At 48.4% G+C, this 18,982-nt stretch carries 13 protein-coding genes; 10 read left to right on the plus strand and 3 right to left on the minus strand.

The features are described 5' to 3' along the window. The 8 genes from putP (at nt 1) to KNQ06_RS01450 (ending at nt 9,814) form a co-directional block, all read left to right on the plus strand. Entirely contained in the window at nt 1-1,512 is a 1,512-nt protein-coding gene (gene putP / locus KNQ06_RS01415; protein WP_285800503.1) for a sodium/proline symporter PutP, read from the plus strand. Nucleotides 1,513-1,623: 111 nt separating this feature from the next. Next, nucleotides 1,624-2,868 carry an Nramp family divalent metal transporter gene (locus KNQ06_RS01420; RefSeq protein ID WP_215147172.1) on the plus strand — a complete coding sequence of 415 codons (1,245 nt, stop codon included), beginning with the start codon at nt 1,624-1,626 and terminating at the stop codon, nt 2,866-2,868. Nucleotides 2,869-3,067: 199 nt separating this feature from the next. Then, nucleotides 3,068-3,358 carry an Asp-tRNA(Asn)/Glu-tRNA(Gln) amidotransferase subunit GatC gene (gene gatC, locus KNQ06_RS01425; RefSeq protein ID WP_023469336.1) on the plus strand — a complete coding sequence of 97 codons (291 nt, stop codon included), beginning with the start codon at nt 3,068-3,070 and terminating at the stop codon, nt 3,356-3,358. A 15-nt stretch (nt 3,359-3,373) separates the two neighbouring features. Beyond that, complete coding sequence (gene gatA, locus KNQ06_RS01430; protein WP_214858289.1) at nt 3,374-4,816, plus strand: Asp-tRNA(Asn)/Glu-tRNA(Gln) amidotransferase subunit GatA; 1,443 nt, start codon at nt 3,374-3,376, stop codon at nt 4,814-4,816. A 14-nt stretch (nt 4,817-4,830) separates the two neighbouring features. Next, nucleotides 4,831-6,264 (plus strand): Asp-tRNA(Asn)/Glu-tRNA(Gln) amidotransferase subunit GatB, encoded by a 1,434-nt coding sequence (gene gatB / locus KNQ06_RS01435; RefSeq protein ID WP_023469334.1) that lies wholly within the window; start codon nt 4,831-4,833, stop codon nt 6,262-6,264. Nucleotides 6,265-6,411: 147 nt separating this feature from the next. Beyond that, entirely contained in the window at nt 6,412-7,374 is a 963-nt protein-coding gene (locus KNQ06_RS01440) for a diacylglycerol kinase (protein WP_029342573.1), read from the plus strand. 25 nt (nt 7,375-7,399) lie between these two features. Then, nucleotides 7,400-8,758, plus strand: coding sequence for a 23S rRNA (uracil(1939)-C(5))-methyltransferase RlmD (rlmD, locus tag KNQ06_RS01445; RefSeq protein ID WP_035396153.1), 1,359 nt, complete (start codon nt 7,400-7,402; stop codon nt 8,756-8,758). Between the two features lie 132 nt (nt 8,759-8,890). Then, the gene (locus tag KNQ06_RS01450; RefSeq protein ID WP_064299366.1) at nt 8,891-9,814 is read left to right on the plus strand and encodes a hypothetical protein; all 924 of its coding nucleotides are present in this window, start codon (nt 8,891-8,893) and stop codon (nt 9,812-9,814) included. A gap of 57 nt (nt 9,815-9,871) precedes the next feature. Here the strand turns inward: KNQ06_RS01450 and KNQ06_RS01455 are convergent, their stop codons facing one another. Then, nucleotides 9,872-12,001 carry a bifunctional glycosyltransferase/CDP-glycerol:glycerophosphate glycerophosphotransferase gene (locus tag KNQ06_RS01455; RefSeq protein WP_215147174.1) on the minus strand — a complete coding sequence of 710 codons (2,130 nt, stop codon included), beginning with the start codon at nt 11,999-12,001 and terminating at the stop codon, nt 9,872-9,874. Nucleotides 12,002-12,102: 101 nt separating this feature from the next. Beyond that, nucleotides 12,103-13,260: a helix-turn-helix domain-containing protein gene (locus KNQ06_RS01460; protein WP_214805459.1), complete on the minus strand. Its 1,158-nt coding sequence runs from the start codon at nt 13,258-13,260 to the stop codon at nt 12,103-12,105. Nucleotides 13,261-13,578: 318 nt separating this feature from the next. On the opposite strand from KNQ06_RS01460, the gene KNQ06_RS01465 reads away from it, so the two are divergent. Next, nucleotides 13,579-14,001 carry a CBS domain-containing protein gene (locus KNQ06_RS01465; RefSeq protein WP_195864475.1) on the plus strand — a complete coding sequence of 141 codons (423 nt, stop codon included), beginning with the start codon at nt 13,579-13,581 and terminating at the stop codon, nt 13,999-14,001. Between the two features lie 138 nt (nt 14,002-14,139). Then, nucleotides 14,140-16,926 (plus strand): putative bifunctional diguanylate cyclase/phosphodiesterase, encoded by a 2,787-nt coding sequence (locus tag KNQ06_RS01470; RefSeq protein WP_215147176.1) that lies wholly within the window; start codon nt 14,140-14,142, stop codon nt 16,924-16,926. 296 nt (nt 16,927-17,222) lie between these two features. On the opposite strand, the gene KNQ06_RS01475 is transcribed toward KNQ06_RS01470, so the two are convergent. Next, nucleotides 17,223-18,929, minus strand: coding sequence for a M3 family oligoendopeptidase (locus tag KNQ06_RS01475; RefSeq protein ID WP_215147178.1), 1,707 nt, complete (start codon nt 18,927-18,929; stop codon nt 17,223-17,225). Between the last annotated feature and the right edge of the window lie 53 nt (nt 18,930-18,982).

Genomic DNA, 18,982 nt, shown 5'->3' on the forward strand with positions numbered 1-18,982 from the left:
ATGAACGGAATGTGGTTTGCGATTTTGCTGTATCTCGGACTGATGGTCGCACTAGGCGTCATTGCGTATTATCGGACGAAGAACATGAATGACTACATGCTTGGGGGACGTACGATTGGTCCCGTCGTCACGGCGCTCTCTGCTGGAGCAAGTGACATGAGTGGCTGGCTGTTGATGGGATTACCGGGTGCGATGTATGCAACTGGTCTGTCCAGTGGATGGATCGTCGTTGGTTTATTGCTTGGCGCTTATGCCAACTGGTTACTCGTCGCGCCGCGTCTGCGTGCGTATACGGCACATGCAGGGGATGCGATTACGATTCCCGATTACTTTGAAAAACGATTCCACGATAAAAGTGGCGTCTTGCGTACTGTTTCAGCTGGAGTTATCTTAATATTCTTTATAATGTACGCATCAAGCGGTTTTGTCGCGGGTGGTCGTTTGTTCGAAGCGGTCTTTGGTCTCGAGTACACGACGGGTCTTTGGATTCTAGCGGGCGTCGTCATCGCATACGTCTTCCTCGGCGGTTTCCTTGCTGTCAGTTGGACGGACGTCGTCCAAGGGATGATCATGGTCATCGCGTTGTTGATCGTACCTGCTGTTGCACTGACTTTAAGTGGTGGAATCAACGATACACTCGAGACGATCCGGTCAACGGATGGCTCGAAACTGGAACTCTTCAAAGGGACGACAACGATTGGTATCATCTCGCTCCTCGCCTGGGGACTCGGGTATTTCGGTCAACCGCATATCATCGTTCGTTTTATGGCGATTCGGAACTTACACGAGATGAAGTCAGCACGTCGCGTCGGAATGATCTGGATGACATTCTCGATCGTTGGTGCGATGGTGACAGGTTTGATTGGTTATGCTTACTTCACGCAACAAAGTGCTGGACTAAAAAATCCAGAGAATGTCTTCATTCAATTATCACGTGATCTCTTCCCAGGATTCATTACGGGACTATTGCTGGCAGCATTACTCGCTGCGATCATGTCGACGATTTCGACGCAGCTGCTCGTCTCTTCGAGTGCAGCGACGAATGATTTCTACCATCGTTTCTTTAAACGCAGTGCCTCAGACCGCGAACTGATGATCATGGGTCGCGTCATGGTTCTCGTCGTAGCGGTTCTCGCAATTCTCTTATCGTTCGGAGCACAGAAGTCGATCTTGACGCTTGTCGGCTACGCATGGGCTGGTTTTGGTTCAGCGTTCGGACCAGTCGTTTTGTTCAGCCTACTGTGGCGCCGGATGAACAAGACCGGAGCACTCGCTTCGATGATTACGGGATCCGTCGTCGTCATCGCTTGGATTCTCATCAATCAGAATGTTGATGGATTACCATCCTACATTTCGGAAATGTACGAGATGATTCCGGCGTTCATCGCTTCGACGATTGCGCTCGTCATCGGCAGTCTCGTGACGAAGGAACCGAGTCAAGCCATCTATGACGAATTCGATCAAGTACAAGCGCAGCTAAAAGGTGCAGAACCTGAGCGGAAAATCGTCTAATTAACAGAAAGGGGTGTTTCCTGATTACAGGAGACATCCCTTTTTAATTCACTTCATACGTTGTTATTTACCATAAACATATTTGTTGCACTTGTGCAAAATGAGCGTATAATGAAAACAAAAAGTGAGGTGAACGAGATGGCGACACAGCCACTTACACAAGATTTACCGAAAAAACGGACATATATCGGACCAGCGTTCGTCGCTGCCGTCGCGTATCTCGATCCGGGAAACTTCGCGACGAATATGACGGCAGGCGCTCAGTATGGCTATTTGCTGCTTTGGGTCATCGTTGCCTCGAACTTGATGGCCGTCGTCATTCAGTTCCTATCAGCCAAGCTTGGAATCGTCAGTAATCTCAGTTTAGCGGAAGTAATCCGGGAGGAGTTATCGCCGGTCTTTCGCTTCTTCTACTGGGTACAAGCGGAGCTCGTCGCGATGGCAACCGATCTCGCAGAGTTCGTCGGGGCCGCACTCGGATTTCATTTACTGTTCGCAATCGATTTACGGATGGCGGCGCTGTTGACGGCAATCCTATCATTCGTCATCCTCGGCTTCGAGCAAAAAGGACTCCGGCATTTCGAAGCTGTCATCGCCGTACTCGTCTTAATCATCGCCGCTGCTTTTGCGATTGAAGTATTTGAAGTTCATCCGGTCTTTCGTGATCTATCGGCAGGATTGTTACCGGGATTTGAAGGTACGTCGAGCATCGTCCTTGCTGCCGGGATGCTCGGAGCGACCGTCATGCCGCATGCGATCTATCTCCATTCCGATTTAACGAAACGACGGATGGGGCACGTTGCAAATAAATTGTCGATGTTACGGATTCAGCGTTTCGATATTTGGGGAGCGATGTTGATTGCCGGAGCGGTCAATGGAGCGATGCTCGTCATTGCTGCCAGTGTGTTTTACGGCACGACGTATCAAGCGGGTTCGCTTGAAGCGATCTACGAGGGACTTCATGTCACGCTCGGTGGTAGCGCACCATATCTGTTTGCGATTGCTTTACTCGTCTCGGGTCTCGCTTCTTCAAGCGTCGGGACGATGTCAGGTGACGCGATCATGCGCGGCTTTCTTCATCTTCAACTGCCATTGTTCGTTCGACGGACCGTGACGATGTTGCCTGCGATTTTGTTACTGTTCTCCGGTTTTGATCCGACACGAGCACTTGTCCTTAGTCAGGTCGCCTTATCGTTCGGGATTCCGTTCGCCTTGATTCCCTTGATTCGGGCGACTGCGAGTGAGCGGTACATGGGAGAACATCGGAACAGTCGGTTCATGAACGCGTTGGCATGGGTGATCGTCTCGATCGTCATCGTCTTCAATATCTATCTGCTCGTCGATGTCTTAGTATGAATATTCAGTATTTTTGTTTCGTCTGATTTAAAGCGGGTATTTCATAACTAGAAGCTTTCCGCCCGGAAGCTTTGCTACCCCTATAGGACGATGGTGCGGACCTCCCCCCGATGCACCATCGTCTTTTTTGTCTGGACGAAAAGTGCTATGATTAGAAATAGTGTAAAATATATCGCAAAAGTTCCGGAGGTGGAATGACATGGCAAAGATTAATGAGGAGCAAGTCCGCCACGTGGCGCATTTGGCACGCCTTGCCGTGACAGATGAAGAAGTAGCACAATTCACAGGACAACTCGAGAAGATTCTTGGGTTCGCTGAACAATTAAATGAACTCGATACGACAGGCGTCGAACCGACGACTCATGTCCTCGATTTAAAGAACGTCCTACGTAAGGACGAAGTACGTCCATCACTTCCTCGTACGGAAGTAGAACGACTCGCACCGGATTGGGAAGACGGACAAGTCCGCGTCCCAGCGGTGTTCGAATAAGGAGGAAATGACCCGATGTCACTTTTTGAACATGGTGTCAAAACACTACACACACTCATTCAGGATGGCGAAGTCAAAGTTTCTGAACTCGTCCAAGAATCCTTTGATCAAATCGACCGCGTCGATGGAAAAATCGGTGCGTTTCTTTCATTGAACGAAGAAGCATTCGAGCAAGCAAAACGAATGGATGATGTCGCGAAACACGAAGCGAATCCATTGTTTGGTCTTCCAATAGGCGTTAAGGATAACATCGTCACGAAAGGGATGACGACGACATGTGGTTCGAAATTCCTCGAGAACTTCGTACCAGCGCATGACGCGACGGTCGTCGAGCGTCTGCATGAAGCAGGGACGATCACGATCGGGAAATTGAACATGGATGAGTTCGCGATGGGTTCTTCAAACGAGAACTCAGCGTACAAACCGGTTCGCAACCCATGGAATACGAAACACGTTCCAGGTGGTTCTTCAGGTGGTTCAGCAGCAGCTGTCGCAGCAGGCGAAGTCTTGTTCAGCCTTGGTTCGGATACAGGTGGTTCGATTCGTCAACCGGCTGCCTATTGTGGTGTCGTCGGATTGAAACCGACATACGGTCTCGTCTCACGCTTCGGTCTCGTGGCGTTCGCGTCATCGCTTGACCAAATCGGTCCGTTGACACGAACAGTCGAAGACAACGCGTATCTCTTGAGCGCGATCGCAGGACACTGTGAAATGGATTCGACGTCTGCGAACGTCGCAGCAACGGATTACACACAAGCGTTGACAGGTGATATCAAAGGTCTGAAGATCGCTGTTCCGAAAGAATACTTCGGTGAAGGTGTCAGTGAAGGTGTCAAAGCTAACATCCGGGAAGCAATCAAAAAACTCGAAGCACTCGGTGCGACAGTCGATGAGGTGTCACTCCCGAACTCGAAATATGCGCTTGCGACGTACTACTTACTCGCTTCATCAGAAGCATCATCGAACCTCGCGCGCTTTGACGGTATTCGTTACGGAGTCCGTGCGGAAGCGGACGCACTTGAAGATGTCTTCAAGTATTCCCGCTCACAAGGATTCGGAGACGAAGTCAAACGGCGGATCATGCTCGGAACGTATGCGCTCAGCTCAGGTTACTACGATGCCTACTATAAAAAAGCACAACAAGCGCGAACGTTGATCAAAAAGGATTTCGACGATGTCCTCGCGAACTATGACGTCATCATCGGACCAACAGCGCCGACACCAGCATTCGAACTCGGTGCACAACTCGATGATCCCGTCACGATGTATGCGAATGACATCCTGACGATTCCAATCAACTTGGCAGGTGTTCCAGCCATCTCGGTTCCAGCTGGATTCGTCGACGGTCTTCCGGTCGGCTTACAAATCATTGGAAAACATTTCGATGAGGCGACGATCTATCGCGCTGCGCATGCGTTTGAGCTTGCGACAGGTGGATTCGCGCTTCCGAAGTTATAAGGAGCGAATGTATCATGAACTTTGAAACGATCATCGGGATCGAGGTCCACGCCGAGCTGAGCACGAACACGAAGATGTTCTGTGGTTGTGCGCGGGAATACGGCGCGGAGACGAACACGAAAACGTGTCCGATTTGTCTTGGACATCCAGGCGTCTTGCCGAAAATCAACGAAAAAGCCGTTGAACTCGCTGTTCGTGCAGCAATGGCACTTAACTGCCAAGTTGCCGATCAAACGAAATTCGACCGGAAGAACTATTTCTACCCAGATACGCCAAAAGCGTATCAAATCTCACAGTTCGATCAACCGATTGGCTTCGATGGCTACATTGATGCGGAAGTCGATGGCGAAACGAAACGCTTCCGAATCGAACGTGTCCATTTGGAAGAAGATGCTGGTAAGATGAACCACACGGGTGCTAATCACTCAGTCGTCGACTTCAACCGGACAGGTGCGCCGCTCATCGAGATCGTCAGTGAAGCGGACATGCGTTCACCGAAAGATGCAGTCGCCTACCTCGAACGTCTCAAGGAAGTCTTGCAATATGCAGGCGTCTCGGACGTCAAGATGGAAGAAGGATCACTTCGTTGTGACTGTAACATCTCCGTTCGCCCATACGGACAAGAGAAGTTCGGTACAAAAACAGAACTTAAAAACTTGAACTCATTCGGAAACGTCTTAAAAGGTCTTGAGTTCGAAGAAGATCGTCACCGTAAGTTGTTGCTTGCAGGTGGTGTGATGCGTCAAGAAACACTTCGCTTCGATGAGACGAAAAAACAAACGGTCCTCATGCGTGTCAAAGAAGGGGCGTCGGATTACCGTTACTTCCCAGAGCCTGACCTCGTCAAGCTCGTACTTGATCACGATTGGAAAGAAGCGATTCGTGCCGGTATCCCGGAACTTCCAGATGCACGTCGCGTTCGTTACCAAGAAGAACTCGGTCTTTCGGCGTATGATGCGAAGCAATTGACAGTTACACGTGAGATGGCAGAGTACTTCGAAGCGACTCTCGCAGCAGGCGCAGAGCCAAAAGCAGCAGCCAACTGGACGATCGGTGAGATCCAAGGTCACTTGAATAAATCGACGGAAACGTTCGAAACAGTCAAGATGACACCAGCTCGTCTGGCAGAGATGATCGACTTGATCGCAAGTGGCACGATTTCTTCGAAAATCGCCAAACAAGTCTTCACAGCCGTCATCGAAGAAGGTGTCGAGCCACGTGCATACGTCGAAGAAAACGGTCTTGCACAAATTTCAGACGAAGGATTGCTACGTGGTCTCATCGTCGAGATGTTCGAAGCGAACCCAGCCGTCGTCGAGGAATTACTCGGTGGACGTGACCGGAAGAAAGGCTTCGTCATCGGTCAAATCATGAAGAAAACAAAAGGAATGGCGAACCCTGCCCTCCTGGATCAACTCTTCTATGAAGAGCTTGAAAAATTAAAATAAGTAGCTGATTGAACAGCGTCCGTTCCTCCTTTACTTCTGCGAGGAAACGGACGCTGTCTTTTTTGGCTTTGTAATGTCTCGAGAGTTCATGTAAAATAAAACAGTTATGTATCAAATGAACGGTTGAGTCAAAAAGGAGAAAATCTTATGAGACCTAGAGCGCGCGTGATTTATAACCCGACTTCCGGGAAAGAGATGGTTAAACGAAATTTACCGTATATCCTCGACCGACTCGAAGCAGCGGGTTATGAGACATCTGTCTACTCGACGAAAGCGGTCGGCGATGCAACGTATGAAGCAGCACGAGCATGCGAAGCAGAATTTGATCTCGTCGTCGCAGCAGGCGGCGATGGTACGTTGAACGAAGTGATCAGCGGAATGGCTGCCTACAACAAACGTCCGAAGCTTGGTGTATTACCTGTTGGAACGACGAATGACTTTGGTCGGGCGATGCGTATTCCATTGACGATCGAAGGGGCGATGGATGTCATTTGCACAGGACATACGATGCCGGTCGATATCGGTAAGATTGAAGGATCGGCAGGCGTCCATTACTTCATCAACATCGCTGGTGGTGGCATCATGACAGAACTGTCGTACGAAGTGCCTTCGAAGCTGAAGACGGCACTCGGACAGCTCGCGTACTACGTCAAAGGGATGGAGAAACTTCCGCAAATCCGACCGACATATGTCGAACTGGAGCATGAAAAGGGTATATTCAAAGGAGAAGTCATGCTGTTCTTGACATCCAATACGAACTCTGTCGGCGGATTCGAGAAATTGTCACCGAACGCGTCACTCAATGACGGTCGGTTCGATCTCTTCATTCTCAAGAAATGTAACCTCGTCGAACTGATTCGTGTCATGCGTCTTGCCTTAAAAGGGGATCATTTCTCGGACCCTTGCATCGAGCATGTCACGACCTCATTCGTCCGCATGAAGAATACATCAGAGATGAGCTTGAACATCGATGGTGAGTTTGGCGGCATTTGCGAAGGCGAGATGACGAATCTTCGCTCTCATTTCGAAGTCATGACACCAAAGTTCCGGATCGAAGAGATGGAACAAATCAATACACAACTACAAGAAGCAGAAACGAACCTCGCGTGAAGCGAGGTTTTTAAGGAGGATATTCATGATTCCAGTACAAAAGAACGATGAACACGTCGTCGAGATCGTCGACCTGACGCATGAAGGATCAGGGGTCGCGCGCATCGATGGATATACGGTCTTCATCCCGGGCGCATTGCCGACGGAGCAGGTCAAGATCAAAATCACGAAAACGACGAAGTCTTACGGGTTCGGTCGTATCATCCGTCAAAAGACGAAGAGTGTCGATCGTGTCGAGCCACCTTGTCCGGTTTACAACCAGTGTGGCGGTTGCCAATTGCAACACTTGTCATACGATGCAGAACTCAAGTTCAAGCACAACCGTGTCCGTGACGCTTTCGCGCGCCTAGCAGGTCTTGAAATTCCCGTTCACGAGACGATCGGGATGGAAGATCCGTGGGGTTACCGCAATAAGGCGCAAGTACCGGTTGCCTTCCAATCGAACAAATTGATGGCTGGTTTCTATCAAAAACGGAGTCACCGGATCATCGATATGGACTACTGCTTAATCCAAAACAAAGAAAACGACGAAGCCGTCCAAGCGGTTCGTAAAGTCCTTGCTGACTTAAAAGTCCCAGCGTACGACGAGAAGAAAAAAGCAGGCGTCATCCGTCATATCATGGCACGTCATGGTTATCACACGAACGAGTTGATGGTCGTGCTTGTCACGAAGGTCAAACAACTTCGTGGTATCGATAAGATCGTTGAAGGAATCTTAAAGGCGTTACCAAACGTTACATCGATCCAGCACAACATCAACCCGGATGATACGAACGTCATTCTCGGGAAAAAGAACGTCGTCTTGTACGGACCGTCCGTCATCCGCGATCAAATCGCTGGATTGACGTATGAGATCTCACCGCATTCGTTCTTCCAAGTCAACCCGTTGCAAACAGAGAAACTCTACGCGAAAGCGCTCGAGTACGCTCAGTTGACAGGCGATGAGACAGTCGTTGATGCTTACTGTGGTATCGGTTCGATTTCCTTGTCACTCGCTAAACAAGCGAAGCACGTCTACGGCATCGAAATCGTACCGCAAGCAATCGATGACGCACGCCGGAACGCACAAGCGAACGGCATCGAGAACGTGACGTTCGAGTACGGTGCAGCTGAGAAGGTCATGCCAGATCTCGTTAAAGCCGGTATTCAACCGGACGTTATCGTCGTCGACCCACCACGTAAAGGCTGTGACGAAGAGTTCTTGCGTGCAGCAGCAGATGTCGCACCGAAGCGGATCGTTTACGTCTCATGTAACGCGTCGACACAAGCGCGCGACGCAAAGTTGTTAACAGAACTCGGGTATACACTCGTTGAAGTGACGCCGGTCGATATGTTCCCGCATACGACTCACGTCGAGAGCGTTGCCTTATTCGTCCGTAACTAAATCGTTTGAAGTGCCTCTTTCCGTTAAGGAAGGAGGCATTTTTTGATTGACCTGATGTATAAACAAAAGTAAATAAGAACCTCTATATGGTAAAATAATCAAGTTATATATAAAAGTATAGGAGGGTTCATGATGACGACTAACGATGTTCAAGTGTATGCGACATTCCGGCTAGAGCAAGACGTATTGTATCGCTATCATACATATATCCAGTGGGGTGAGAGTGAGACGTCTCTCGGTGCGTGCCTGATGTTGAATCCAGGTTCTGCGACGGTGGATCCTACATTACGTCAGCAACTTGATACGGCAGGACAAGCGACGGGTCAAATTGGTCGATTGGATGAGACGATGCGACAAATCATCCGGATCGTAGAAGGTATCTACGAAGGACAAGCCTTATCGGGACGCTTTCATCTATACAATCTATTCCCGATGCAACATGGCAATGATGTCACATCGATCAATCGTTTCGAAGAACTCTGTCAGGAAACCTCTTTTGAAAAGCAGACGTTGTTTGCGTCAGTCGAAGAATTGCGTCGACATCCTTTCGTGATCACGGGATGGGGCGTCCGAAGTCATCTTGTTCGCTGGACACATCTGCGACAAGCGAAAGAAGAATGGTTGAAGCGTCTTGAAGCGTCGGGTATTCCTCACTTTGGTATCAAGCATCCACGAACAGATGATTTTTATCATCTGTGTCCGAATCTCGTTGCTAGCCGGGAAACGATCAAAGAGCAAATCATCGCGCGACATCGTGAAGTCATGGTACCGAGTCGGAAGCGTCAATGGGAGCGAATCCTTCTATACCGGATGGAAGGTGGACGTATCACCCTGATGAGGCGCAAACGATCTGATGATACGTGGGTCTTCATGAGAACGACGGATGAGACAGCATTACTCGAAGAGGGGGATGTATCTGCGAAGACCTCTTCTGAGATCGTCGAACGATGGGACGACGTGGTAGAACATCTCCTCGGTGAGGTCGTCTTATCGTTACGCCCTAATTTCGTTCACCCTGAATTTGAAGAGCGGATTGCACCGTATCGTAGACGATGATACGAAAAAGGAGAAAGAGCGCAAAAGCGCATCTTTCTCCTTTTTCATTGTGTCTCCTTATTCAGCATCTTCAGCATCTGCTGAGCTTGCATTCGGGAACAACTCAGCAAGAACACGTTCACTTGCCGTACCGTCATCCAAACTACAGAATCGCTCGAGGAAGCGATCGTATTTTTCTTGGTAAGCGACGGATTTCGTATCGATCTGTTCGATATAATCGATGACTTGATCCGTTTCCTTCAAGAGTGGTCCTGGAACGACTTCTTCGAAATCGAAATAGAATCCACGTAACGTCGACGCATATTTCTCCAGGTCGTACGTAAAGAAGATCATCGGACGTTGTAAGTGGGCGTAATCGAAGAAGACAGACGAGTAGTCAGTGATCAAGACGTCACTGATCAAATACAACTCTGCGATATCGCCATACGAAGAGACGTCGTAGGCGAAGCCTTCGTGTCCACTGATATCCATGTTTTGCGCAATCAAGTAATGCATCCGGAGCAAGACGACATAATCGTCACCGAGTCGGGCCTGCATCTCATTCAAGTCGAGTTGGAGATCGAAGCGGTATTTTCCGCGCGCGATGAACTCGTCATCTCGCCATGTTGGTGCGTACAAGACGACTTTCTTATCAGCTGGGATATCAAGACGTGCTTTGATTTCACTGATGAGACCAGCTTGATCGTCCGCATACAAGAGATCGTTTCGCGGATAACCTGTCTCAAGCATCGTATTTTGGAACCCGAACGCACTCTTGAAGATTTCGCTCGAATAGGCATTCGGAGAAATCAAGTAATTCCATTCCTGTGCTTGATTGTAGAAGTTCCGTTTGTAGCGCGTCGCGTTCGTTCCTGCCATGTGGACTTCTTCCATATCGAGACCTAGTCGTTTTAATGGTGTGCCGTGCCATGTTTGAAGGTAGATCGTTTCTTCGCGTTTCGTTAAGCTGAGCGGTTGACGTGTATTGAAAATCCAGTACTTCGCACGTGCCATCGCTTGGTAATACGCGAAGCTGTTTTTGAGCACCCAGTTTGGGCAAGCTTCCTTGACGTCATCTGAAGGCTCATTCGCGAAAATCCAGACGAGCTCAAGTTCAGGGCGTTGTTCTTTTAATTTCAGATAAAGGGCCTTCGGATTATCGGAATAGCTTCGTCCAAGGAAACTCTCGAATAAGACAAGGTTCTCTTTAACCGGCATCTTTTGGAACAGACGATAGAGCATGAGACCGTTCTTGATTTTTTTACGTCGTGCCGTCCGTAATGTCTGCTTTGTCTTAACAGCAGTGATATATGAACGGAACATGATATACGAACCCGTCGACCATGCCTGCAGATACTTGCTTTGTGTCTTCACCCGTCTCAAGTCGTAAGCGACATGACGGAAGACGTCGGTCTGCTGGCTTTTTGATGTACTGCGCTCAAGCAATGCTCGACCACGTTTTGAGATGAAACGTTTGTACCACGTATTTAAGAATTTTTGAACGTCGTTATCCTTCGTATGGGCAGATAACATACCGTAGATCCGTGAGATATCGGATAATGTCGTGATATCACGCGCTTGGTAGAGCGATTGTCCTTCAAGTGGCGTACTACGTGAGTTTCGACCATAGACGACATAACTGACCGATGTCAGGTTCGTCAGTTTCGAAATGATGGTATGGGCGATAATCGTATCGGCGAACCATCGTGTCTCAAGAACAGGTAGATCATTGAGCAAGTCCTTTTTAATCATCCAGCCGTGAATCGTCGTCAAATGACGCGAATTGAACTTCGTACGAGTATAGAAGAAATAACGATCATCATCGATCGGCATGAGCCATTTTTTCTTGTTGTAGACAGGTGAGACCTTACCGATGATGACTTCACCGCGTGATTTCTCATAAGCTTTGATATACGTATAGAGTGCACGTGGTGCGAGGATATCATCACTATCGAGGAAGGTAACGTAGTCACCTGTCGCGACTTCAAGACCACGTCGACGTGCTGCGTAAGTTCCTTGATACGCCTGTTCCACGATCGTACATGTCGGATAGAGAGAACGGAGCTCATCGATGTATGTGCTTGGTCCGTCAAAGACGACGACGATTTCCACCGGGATCGACACCTTCTGGTCGAGAACGGATTGAATGGCTGCCTTCGTTTGTGATTCAGTTTGATAGACAGGAATGATGACACTAATTGAGTTCATGTTGATTCTCCTTTTTGATGAAAGAATCCGTCAAAAACGGATTCACGAAAATAGTTCCTGTTGAATAGGATATCACAAAACGAAAAAAAGGCACGACTCTCTTAAAATTCACTTCGTTGCCGGTAATGTGTCGGTGTCTCGCCAGTCGTCTGTTTGAAGGCTTGACTGAAATGACTTTGGCTTGAGAAGTGCAACTTATTTGAGATCGTCAGCAACGAGTCGTCGGACGAGCGCAGGAGACGCTTCGCTTCCCGAATGCGTTCCCGGATGACATACCGGGCGAGTGGCAGACCGGTCTCATCCTTAAACAGAACGGACAAGTAATTGGACGAGACATGAATGGCTTGGCTGATTGATGAGACGGACAACGGTTCATACAGGTGTTGCTGAATATAGCGAATCGCAGCGAGTACATGAGGCGAGTGCCGCAGCGCTTGGAGTTCCTTGACGGCTTCTGCGAACGAAACTGTAATCCGGACATGACGATTCCGGAGTTCGGCAATGCTCGTCGCGGCTTCGATTGTCTCAATCATCCGGTCGCTTAGGGAAAACGCTTCGTCCGGTTCTAGTCCACCGCGAATCGCAGCGCGTGCGCTCAATAGGACGGTTCCGAGCAACAGGTTCTTTTCTGCGCGTAACGGTTGATGCCGTGCGAGTGTGCCGAATTCACCATAAGCAGGTAACGAATAAGTCGTTGCGAGTCGCTCGCTTTGACCCGTCGCGATCCAGTCGATGATTTGTTGCTCCCGTTGCCATGCTTTTCGGTACGCGGTCACCCCTGTATGGGACGGTGCATCCGCAACGAGTGGGATTTCAGCTTCCTGAATATCAGACAGTTGTTCGATTTCTCGCTTCGGCAATGGTTCCCCGTGCAACAAGCGATACATCAGGTGAGCACAGTCAATCAATCGGTTCTCCGTCGTACGTGGCAAGACCTTATAAAACTGGTGATAGGCTTCATCTTGGATATGCGCCCGAAAGAGAGCGGATTGTAATAAAACAGGACCAATTCGATACATACCTTGTTCCGGAACGTCCAAAAAGAGGTAGGCTGTACCGTCTTTCAGGGTATAGAGTAAAGGAGTCTTTTTAAGAACGGGCCATTCATTCTCAATCGGCAGGGTTCCCGGATGAGGTGGAGCTTCTGGACGTAGTGCAAGCGGAGTACCATGACGATCTCGATACGTGACAAAAAAACCGGTCATCCCGTAAAGGTGCTCTGCGACTTGCGTCAAGTCGGATGTCGACAAGCGATTCATGACACGACTCCTTTCGAAATAAAGTGGATTGCTTCTAGTGTATGTCCTCTTTCGCGGATAGTCGAGAACGAACCAAGAAAAACCGAAGTCTTCCGGAAAAAGGCTTCGCTACAAATCAACCAGATGGAACTAAGGAGTCTTTTGAATTAAAATCGTATCGTTCAACGATCAGTTCTTTTCTCTACTTGGAATAGCGGGATATAGCATGACTAAATATGAAGGAATTATGTAGAGATTTTCATCATTTGAGAAATGAATCAACGCGGGGTTCATGATAAAATGAAAAGGGTGTCACAGAGTGGCTAGGGAGGAACAGAAATGAATATTGCTTTTTTCTTATTACCTAAAGATGAGGTGAAATATTTAGATCCTGAGTCAACGGTCAGACAAGCACTAGAAAAGATGAAACATCATCGTTTTACGTCGGTCCCACTCGTTGACAATAAAGGGAAATACGCAGGAACGCTGACAGAAGGCGATATCTTGTGGGCACTCGAAGCAAATCTCGAGCATGCCGATTACGACCATGTCTTGCAGACACGATTAACTGATATTAAACAACGTGTCCGTTATAAACCGGTTTCAATTACAGCGCAAATGGAAGAGATGATTGAAGTCATCACGGATCAAAACTTCGTGCCCGTCATTGATGATGGTAAGCACTTTATCGGCATCATCCGACGGCGTGATATCATCGATTATTTTGCTAAAAAAGTAGCGCGGGAGAACGTCAGTTATTAAAAAAGAATAAAACTAGTAAAAAAAGCACTGATTTTCACAGAAATGTGGGAAGAAGTGCTTTTTATTGACCCAAAACGACTTCACGAAATGGGAGGAGGCGACGATATAGAAGCATAATGACAATTTAGGGAGGACGATGTGTTGCGACGTTTATCACCAGTCTTCATCGTAGAAGCTTTTCGAAGACGCTCCTACTATAAAACGTTCTCATGGATGATTGCGATCATCGGTCTGGTAGCGTTGATCGTCGCGTGTCAGCATTTGACGAAAACGTTGGATGAAGGGTATCGCTTTAAGGCATCGGGTAAAACGATTGCCGAAGTGACACCTTTTAATCATGCCGAACAGGAAGTGACGCGCTACTATCTATCGTCTTTGAATGACGATGCCGATTTGGCGCAAGCTTCAGAGAGGGCCAATCGATCGCTCGAACAATTGACGGACCGGCTTCCGGATATGAAAGCGACCGAGTCGACACGCGAAGAAGTCCTGACAGAAATCAAAAAACTACAACGACAAGGATACGAATCGAATCATCGTTTTTTCACGACGATGACGAACTTCAAAAGTGAAATCATCTTCAATCAGCTCGTGCTAAGTAAAGAAACAGGGTCTTATTATAATGTCTTCTCCAATCTGATTTTAATGGAAGAACAACTAGGTAAATCCGCTGAAATCTTGAAGAATGCTCGACAAAAAGATCAACCTAGTTCCATTGATCAGTTACGGATTCAACAGATGCGAATTGATTTACCTTTGCGACAGGATTCACTCATCAAATCCTTGTATGACGTGATTCCGCTTCAAAATGATGCAGGACGTCAAGATATCGCAATCATGCGGGAACAGATGGATGCCTACACACAAACGCTCGATGACCTATTGCGTGCTCCAAAAGATTCGACGTACGTTGCGTTAGCGAATCAAGCCGAACAGTATGAATCCAGCATGTATCGTCTATACGATCAAGAACTTAAGCAAGTCGCGCAAGAAATGCAAGATCGAGGCAATCAAATCATCCGTAATGCCTGGCTTCTGTTTGGCGCGACCGGTGTCTTGATTCTTGGATTATTGATGTTGACATTATCGTTATTACGCGCGTTTCGCCAAGATCTTTCTTTACTCAAGGGAGAAGCGAATACCTTTGCGGAAGACCGCCGACAATCCGGTTATCACGTACCGGCGCGAAATGATTTCCAACCCGTCGTCCAAGCCTTTCGGACGATGACGGCCATCATCGCTGGGTTGCTCGATTACAATGACGCGAAGACGAAAGAAATCAAACAGAAGAAAGCGGAAATCGAATCGCTCTTTTCCCAAAATACGGATCCAATCCTTGCGATGTCATCAGATTACACGATCGTGAACGGAAATGAACGTTTTCGACAATTAACGGACGCGACGGCGGGATGGACGATTGAGGAACTGATTCATCCGGCTGATTTGAACCGGATGCGCCGGGCGTTGAGACGATCGCTGGAGGGGCAGAGTCAGACGATTCGTTGTAAGATGCTTTTTGATGAAAAGATTTTGAACATGTTCGTCAATATCATCCACGTTGCAAACAAAGAGGATGATACAGGCGTCGCACTCTACTTATCCTGTCATGATGAGACGGATCAGTTCCGACGGGAAGAACGGATCACGCAACTCGCACTCTTCGATATGTTGACGGGCTTGTTGAACCGGAATGGTTTCGAGCAAAAGATGGCAGATGCTCTAAAAGCACCTCAACCGGGAGAACTCGTCACGATCAGCGTCCGGCAATTCCGACGGATCAATGACATCTACGGACATGGGGCGGGAGATCAGATTCTAAAAGATCTCGCGAACCGCCTCAAGCATCATTTTATCGGAACGGGACAAGCAGCACGGATTGGTGGAGATGAATTCGCCGTGTTGGTCGCACAACAGGATATCGTCGATTACCAGAAGTTAAAGCAGGTCATCGAACATGTCTATGAGATCAACGGAGAATACGTCAATGTCAGCATCAGTATGAGTATGGTCCGCTACCCGGATGATGCGGTGGCCGTCACCTCCTTATTATCCTCAGTCGATATCGCGATGCAGCATGCGAAACAACAGACAGAGGGTGGACCGGTCTGGTTCGAGTCCTGGATGAGCGCGGAGTATCTTGAATCGGTCGCCCTCGAAGCAGAATTACGAGAAGCGATCGAGAAGAACGAGCTACAACTGTTCTATCAACCACAGATTAATCTCGCAACAGGTCAGGTCGATGGCTGTGAAGCACTCTTGCGTTGGTTCCATCCTGAACGGGGAATGATTAGTCCGGCAATCTTCATTCCGATTGCTGAACGATCGATGTTGATTGAAGAAATCGGGATGTGGGTCGTTGCCGAGACGGTCCGACAAGTCGAAGAGTGGAAGGATACGGAACTCGGAGTACTGCGTGTTTCCGCGAACTTATCCGTCAAAGAACTCGTCTCCGGTCGGATCGTTGATTATCTGACCGATGTCCGAGAGATTCATCCAGGGATTGAACAACGGATGGAACTTGAGATCACGGAATCGTTTGGTGTCTTTTCAGATACACGCGTATTTGATGCTTTACAGACGTTACACCAGATGGGATATCGTCTTGCGATCGACGACTTTGGTACGGGGTATTCTTCCTTGTCGTACTTAAGTCGATTACCGATCCAGCGGCTGAAAATTGATCGTTCGTTCATCAGTGGTCCGGATGCGTGTTCAAACGCACCGCTTATCGAGACGATCATCAAGCTTGCTCATACGTTGAAGTATGATGTCGTCGCTGAAGGAATTGAGGAACTTGAACAAGCGGATCATTTACGAGTGCTTGACTGTGAGTATGCGCAAGGATTCTATTATTCAAGACCGATTCCAGCCGACGAGTTTCGGGTCTGGTACGGGAAGTATCATGAAAAGCTTTTATCTGAATGACATGAGTCCTGAAGTCGTTTTACGAACGTTTTTGTCATCCTTGCTTTCCACAGGCGGGAGGTAAGCCGCGGCACCACGCACTTCATGCGGTGTGCCGGGTCTTACCTAACCCTGACGAAAGCGGAAGTCATGCTTTCTTTTCCTGTAGGAGTCAAGGATGAACAGATACGTTCTATAATCATGTAGCAAAAAAGAAGAGGCGTTTTCCAGATGATATTCTGGAAAATGCCTCTTCTTTTATTGATATTGCTCGAGATGTTCTGACTTTTAGTCAGTAAGACCTTGCACGCAAAGAATCAAACGCGATCGAGCACGAGATCGTCTGCTTGTTCAAGATACGCTTTGACCGGTGCGACCGCTGCCTCGACCGTACCTGGTGCGAACGGAGACTTCAATCCAGCACGTTCGACGAGCGTGAGGAAGCTTTCCGATCCGCCGGCACGACAGAGATCGAGATACGACTTCCAAGCCGCTTCCCGGTCTTGTTCCATCCAAGCGTAGAACTGGAAGGCACAGACTTGAGCGAGCGTGTAATCGATATAGTAGAACGGACTACCGAAGACGTGTCCTTGCTGATGCCACCATGCACCTGAATCGAGATAATCGTTCGCTTCGTAATCACGATGCGGCAGGTATTTCTTCTCAATCGTCCGCCATGCGTCGCGACGCTCAGCTGGTGTCAATTCCGGTTGGTTGTAGATGACGTGTTGGAACTCGTCAATCGCAACGCCGTACGGAAGGAATGTGACGCTTCCTGCGAGGTGATTGAATTTGTATTTTGCTGTCTCTTCACCGAAGAACTCTTCCATCCACGGATAAGCGAAGAATTCCATCGACATCGAGTGGATCTCACACGCTTCATACGTCGGGAAAGCACTCTCTGGAGCTGTCAGGTGACGGCTCTCATAGACTTGGAAGGCGTGTCCGACTTCGTGCGTCAGGACATCGATGTCGCCTGCCGTTCCATTGAAGTTCGAGAAGATGAATGGGAGTTTTTCGTCTGCGATGTAGGTACAATACCCACCGCCGGCTTTCCCAGGCTTCGCCGTCAAATCGAGTGCTTCCCGGTCGAGCATGTAGTTGAAGAACTCGTTCGTCTCCGGTGACATCTCCGCATACATCTTTTTGCCGCCTTCGATGATGAACGACTCTTCGCCTTTCGGTGTCGCATTACCAGACTTGAAGGCAAATCCTTCATCGTAGTAATACAACTGATCGACACCGATCCGTCGTTGCTGGCGTTCTTTGAGTTGTGTCGCGAGCGGAACGATCGTTTCACGGATTTGTTCGCGGTACTGTTCGACCATCGATTGGTTATAATCGACGCGGAGCATCCGTGCGTATCCGAGCTCGACGAACGATGGGAAACCGAGTGTCTTCGCGATCTCGGTCCGGATGCGAACGAGTTTGTCGTAGATCGTATCGATTGCTTCACCATGCTCGTTTAAGTAGCCATAGCGTGCCTCTGAAGCTGCTTTACGGACATCGCGATCAGGTGATTGAAGATAGGGACCGAACTGCGATAAGTTGAGCGTCTTGCCATCGAACTCGATTTGAGCAGAAGACATCAGTTTCGTATATTCACTCGAGAGACGGTTCTCTTCTTGGAGTTTCGGAATGATCTCTTCCGAGAACGTCTTCAGGCTCGCTTCCGCAATCAGGAATAACTGTTTGCCTTGTGTCTGTTCGAGTTCACTGCGGAGTGGGTGCGTCGTCAACGCTTGATAATAGCTTGAGACATATCCTTGATAGATCGCACTCGCTTCATCAAAGAATCCTTGTTCCGTCTCATAGAACGTATCGCGTGTATCGATCGTGTGACGGATCTCGACGAGCTGGCTTGCCGTTTCAAATTGATTTCTGAGGGTATTAATCTCAGTGATGGCTGCGTTTGCTTCATCTACCTGTGTGGCTTCCGTCAGTCGAGCGATCGCTTGATTCATTGATGTTTCAAGCAAGGCAAGGTCAGGACGGACATATGTAATTTCTGAAAATGGTAACATGTAAGCGCCTCCTTATGATTTCTAACTATTATCACACAAAAATACTTGCAAAA

The sequence above is a fragment of the Exiguobacterium sp. s91 genome, assembly GCF_018618915.1.
GTDB classification, from domain to species: Bacteria; Bacillota; Bacilli; order Exiguobacteriales; family Exiguobacteriaceae; genus Exiguobacterium_A; species Exiguobacterium_A abrahamii.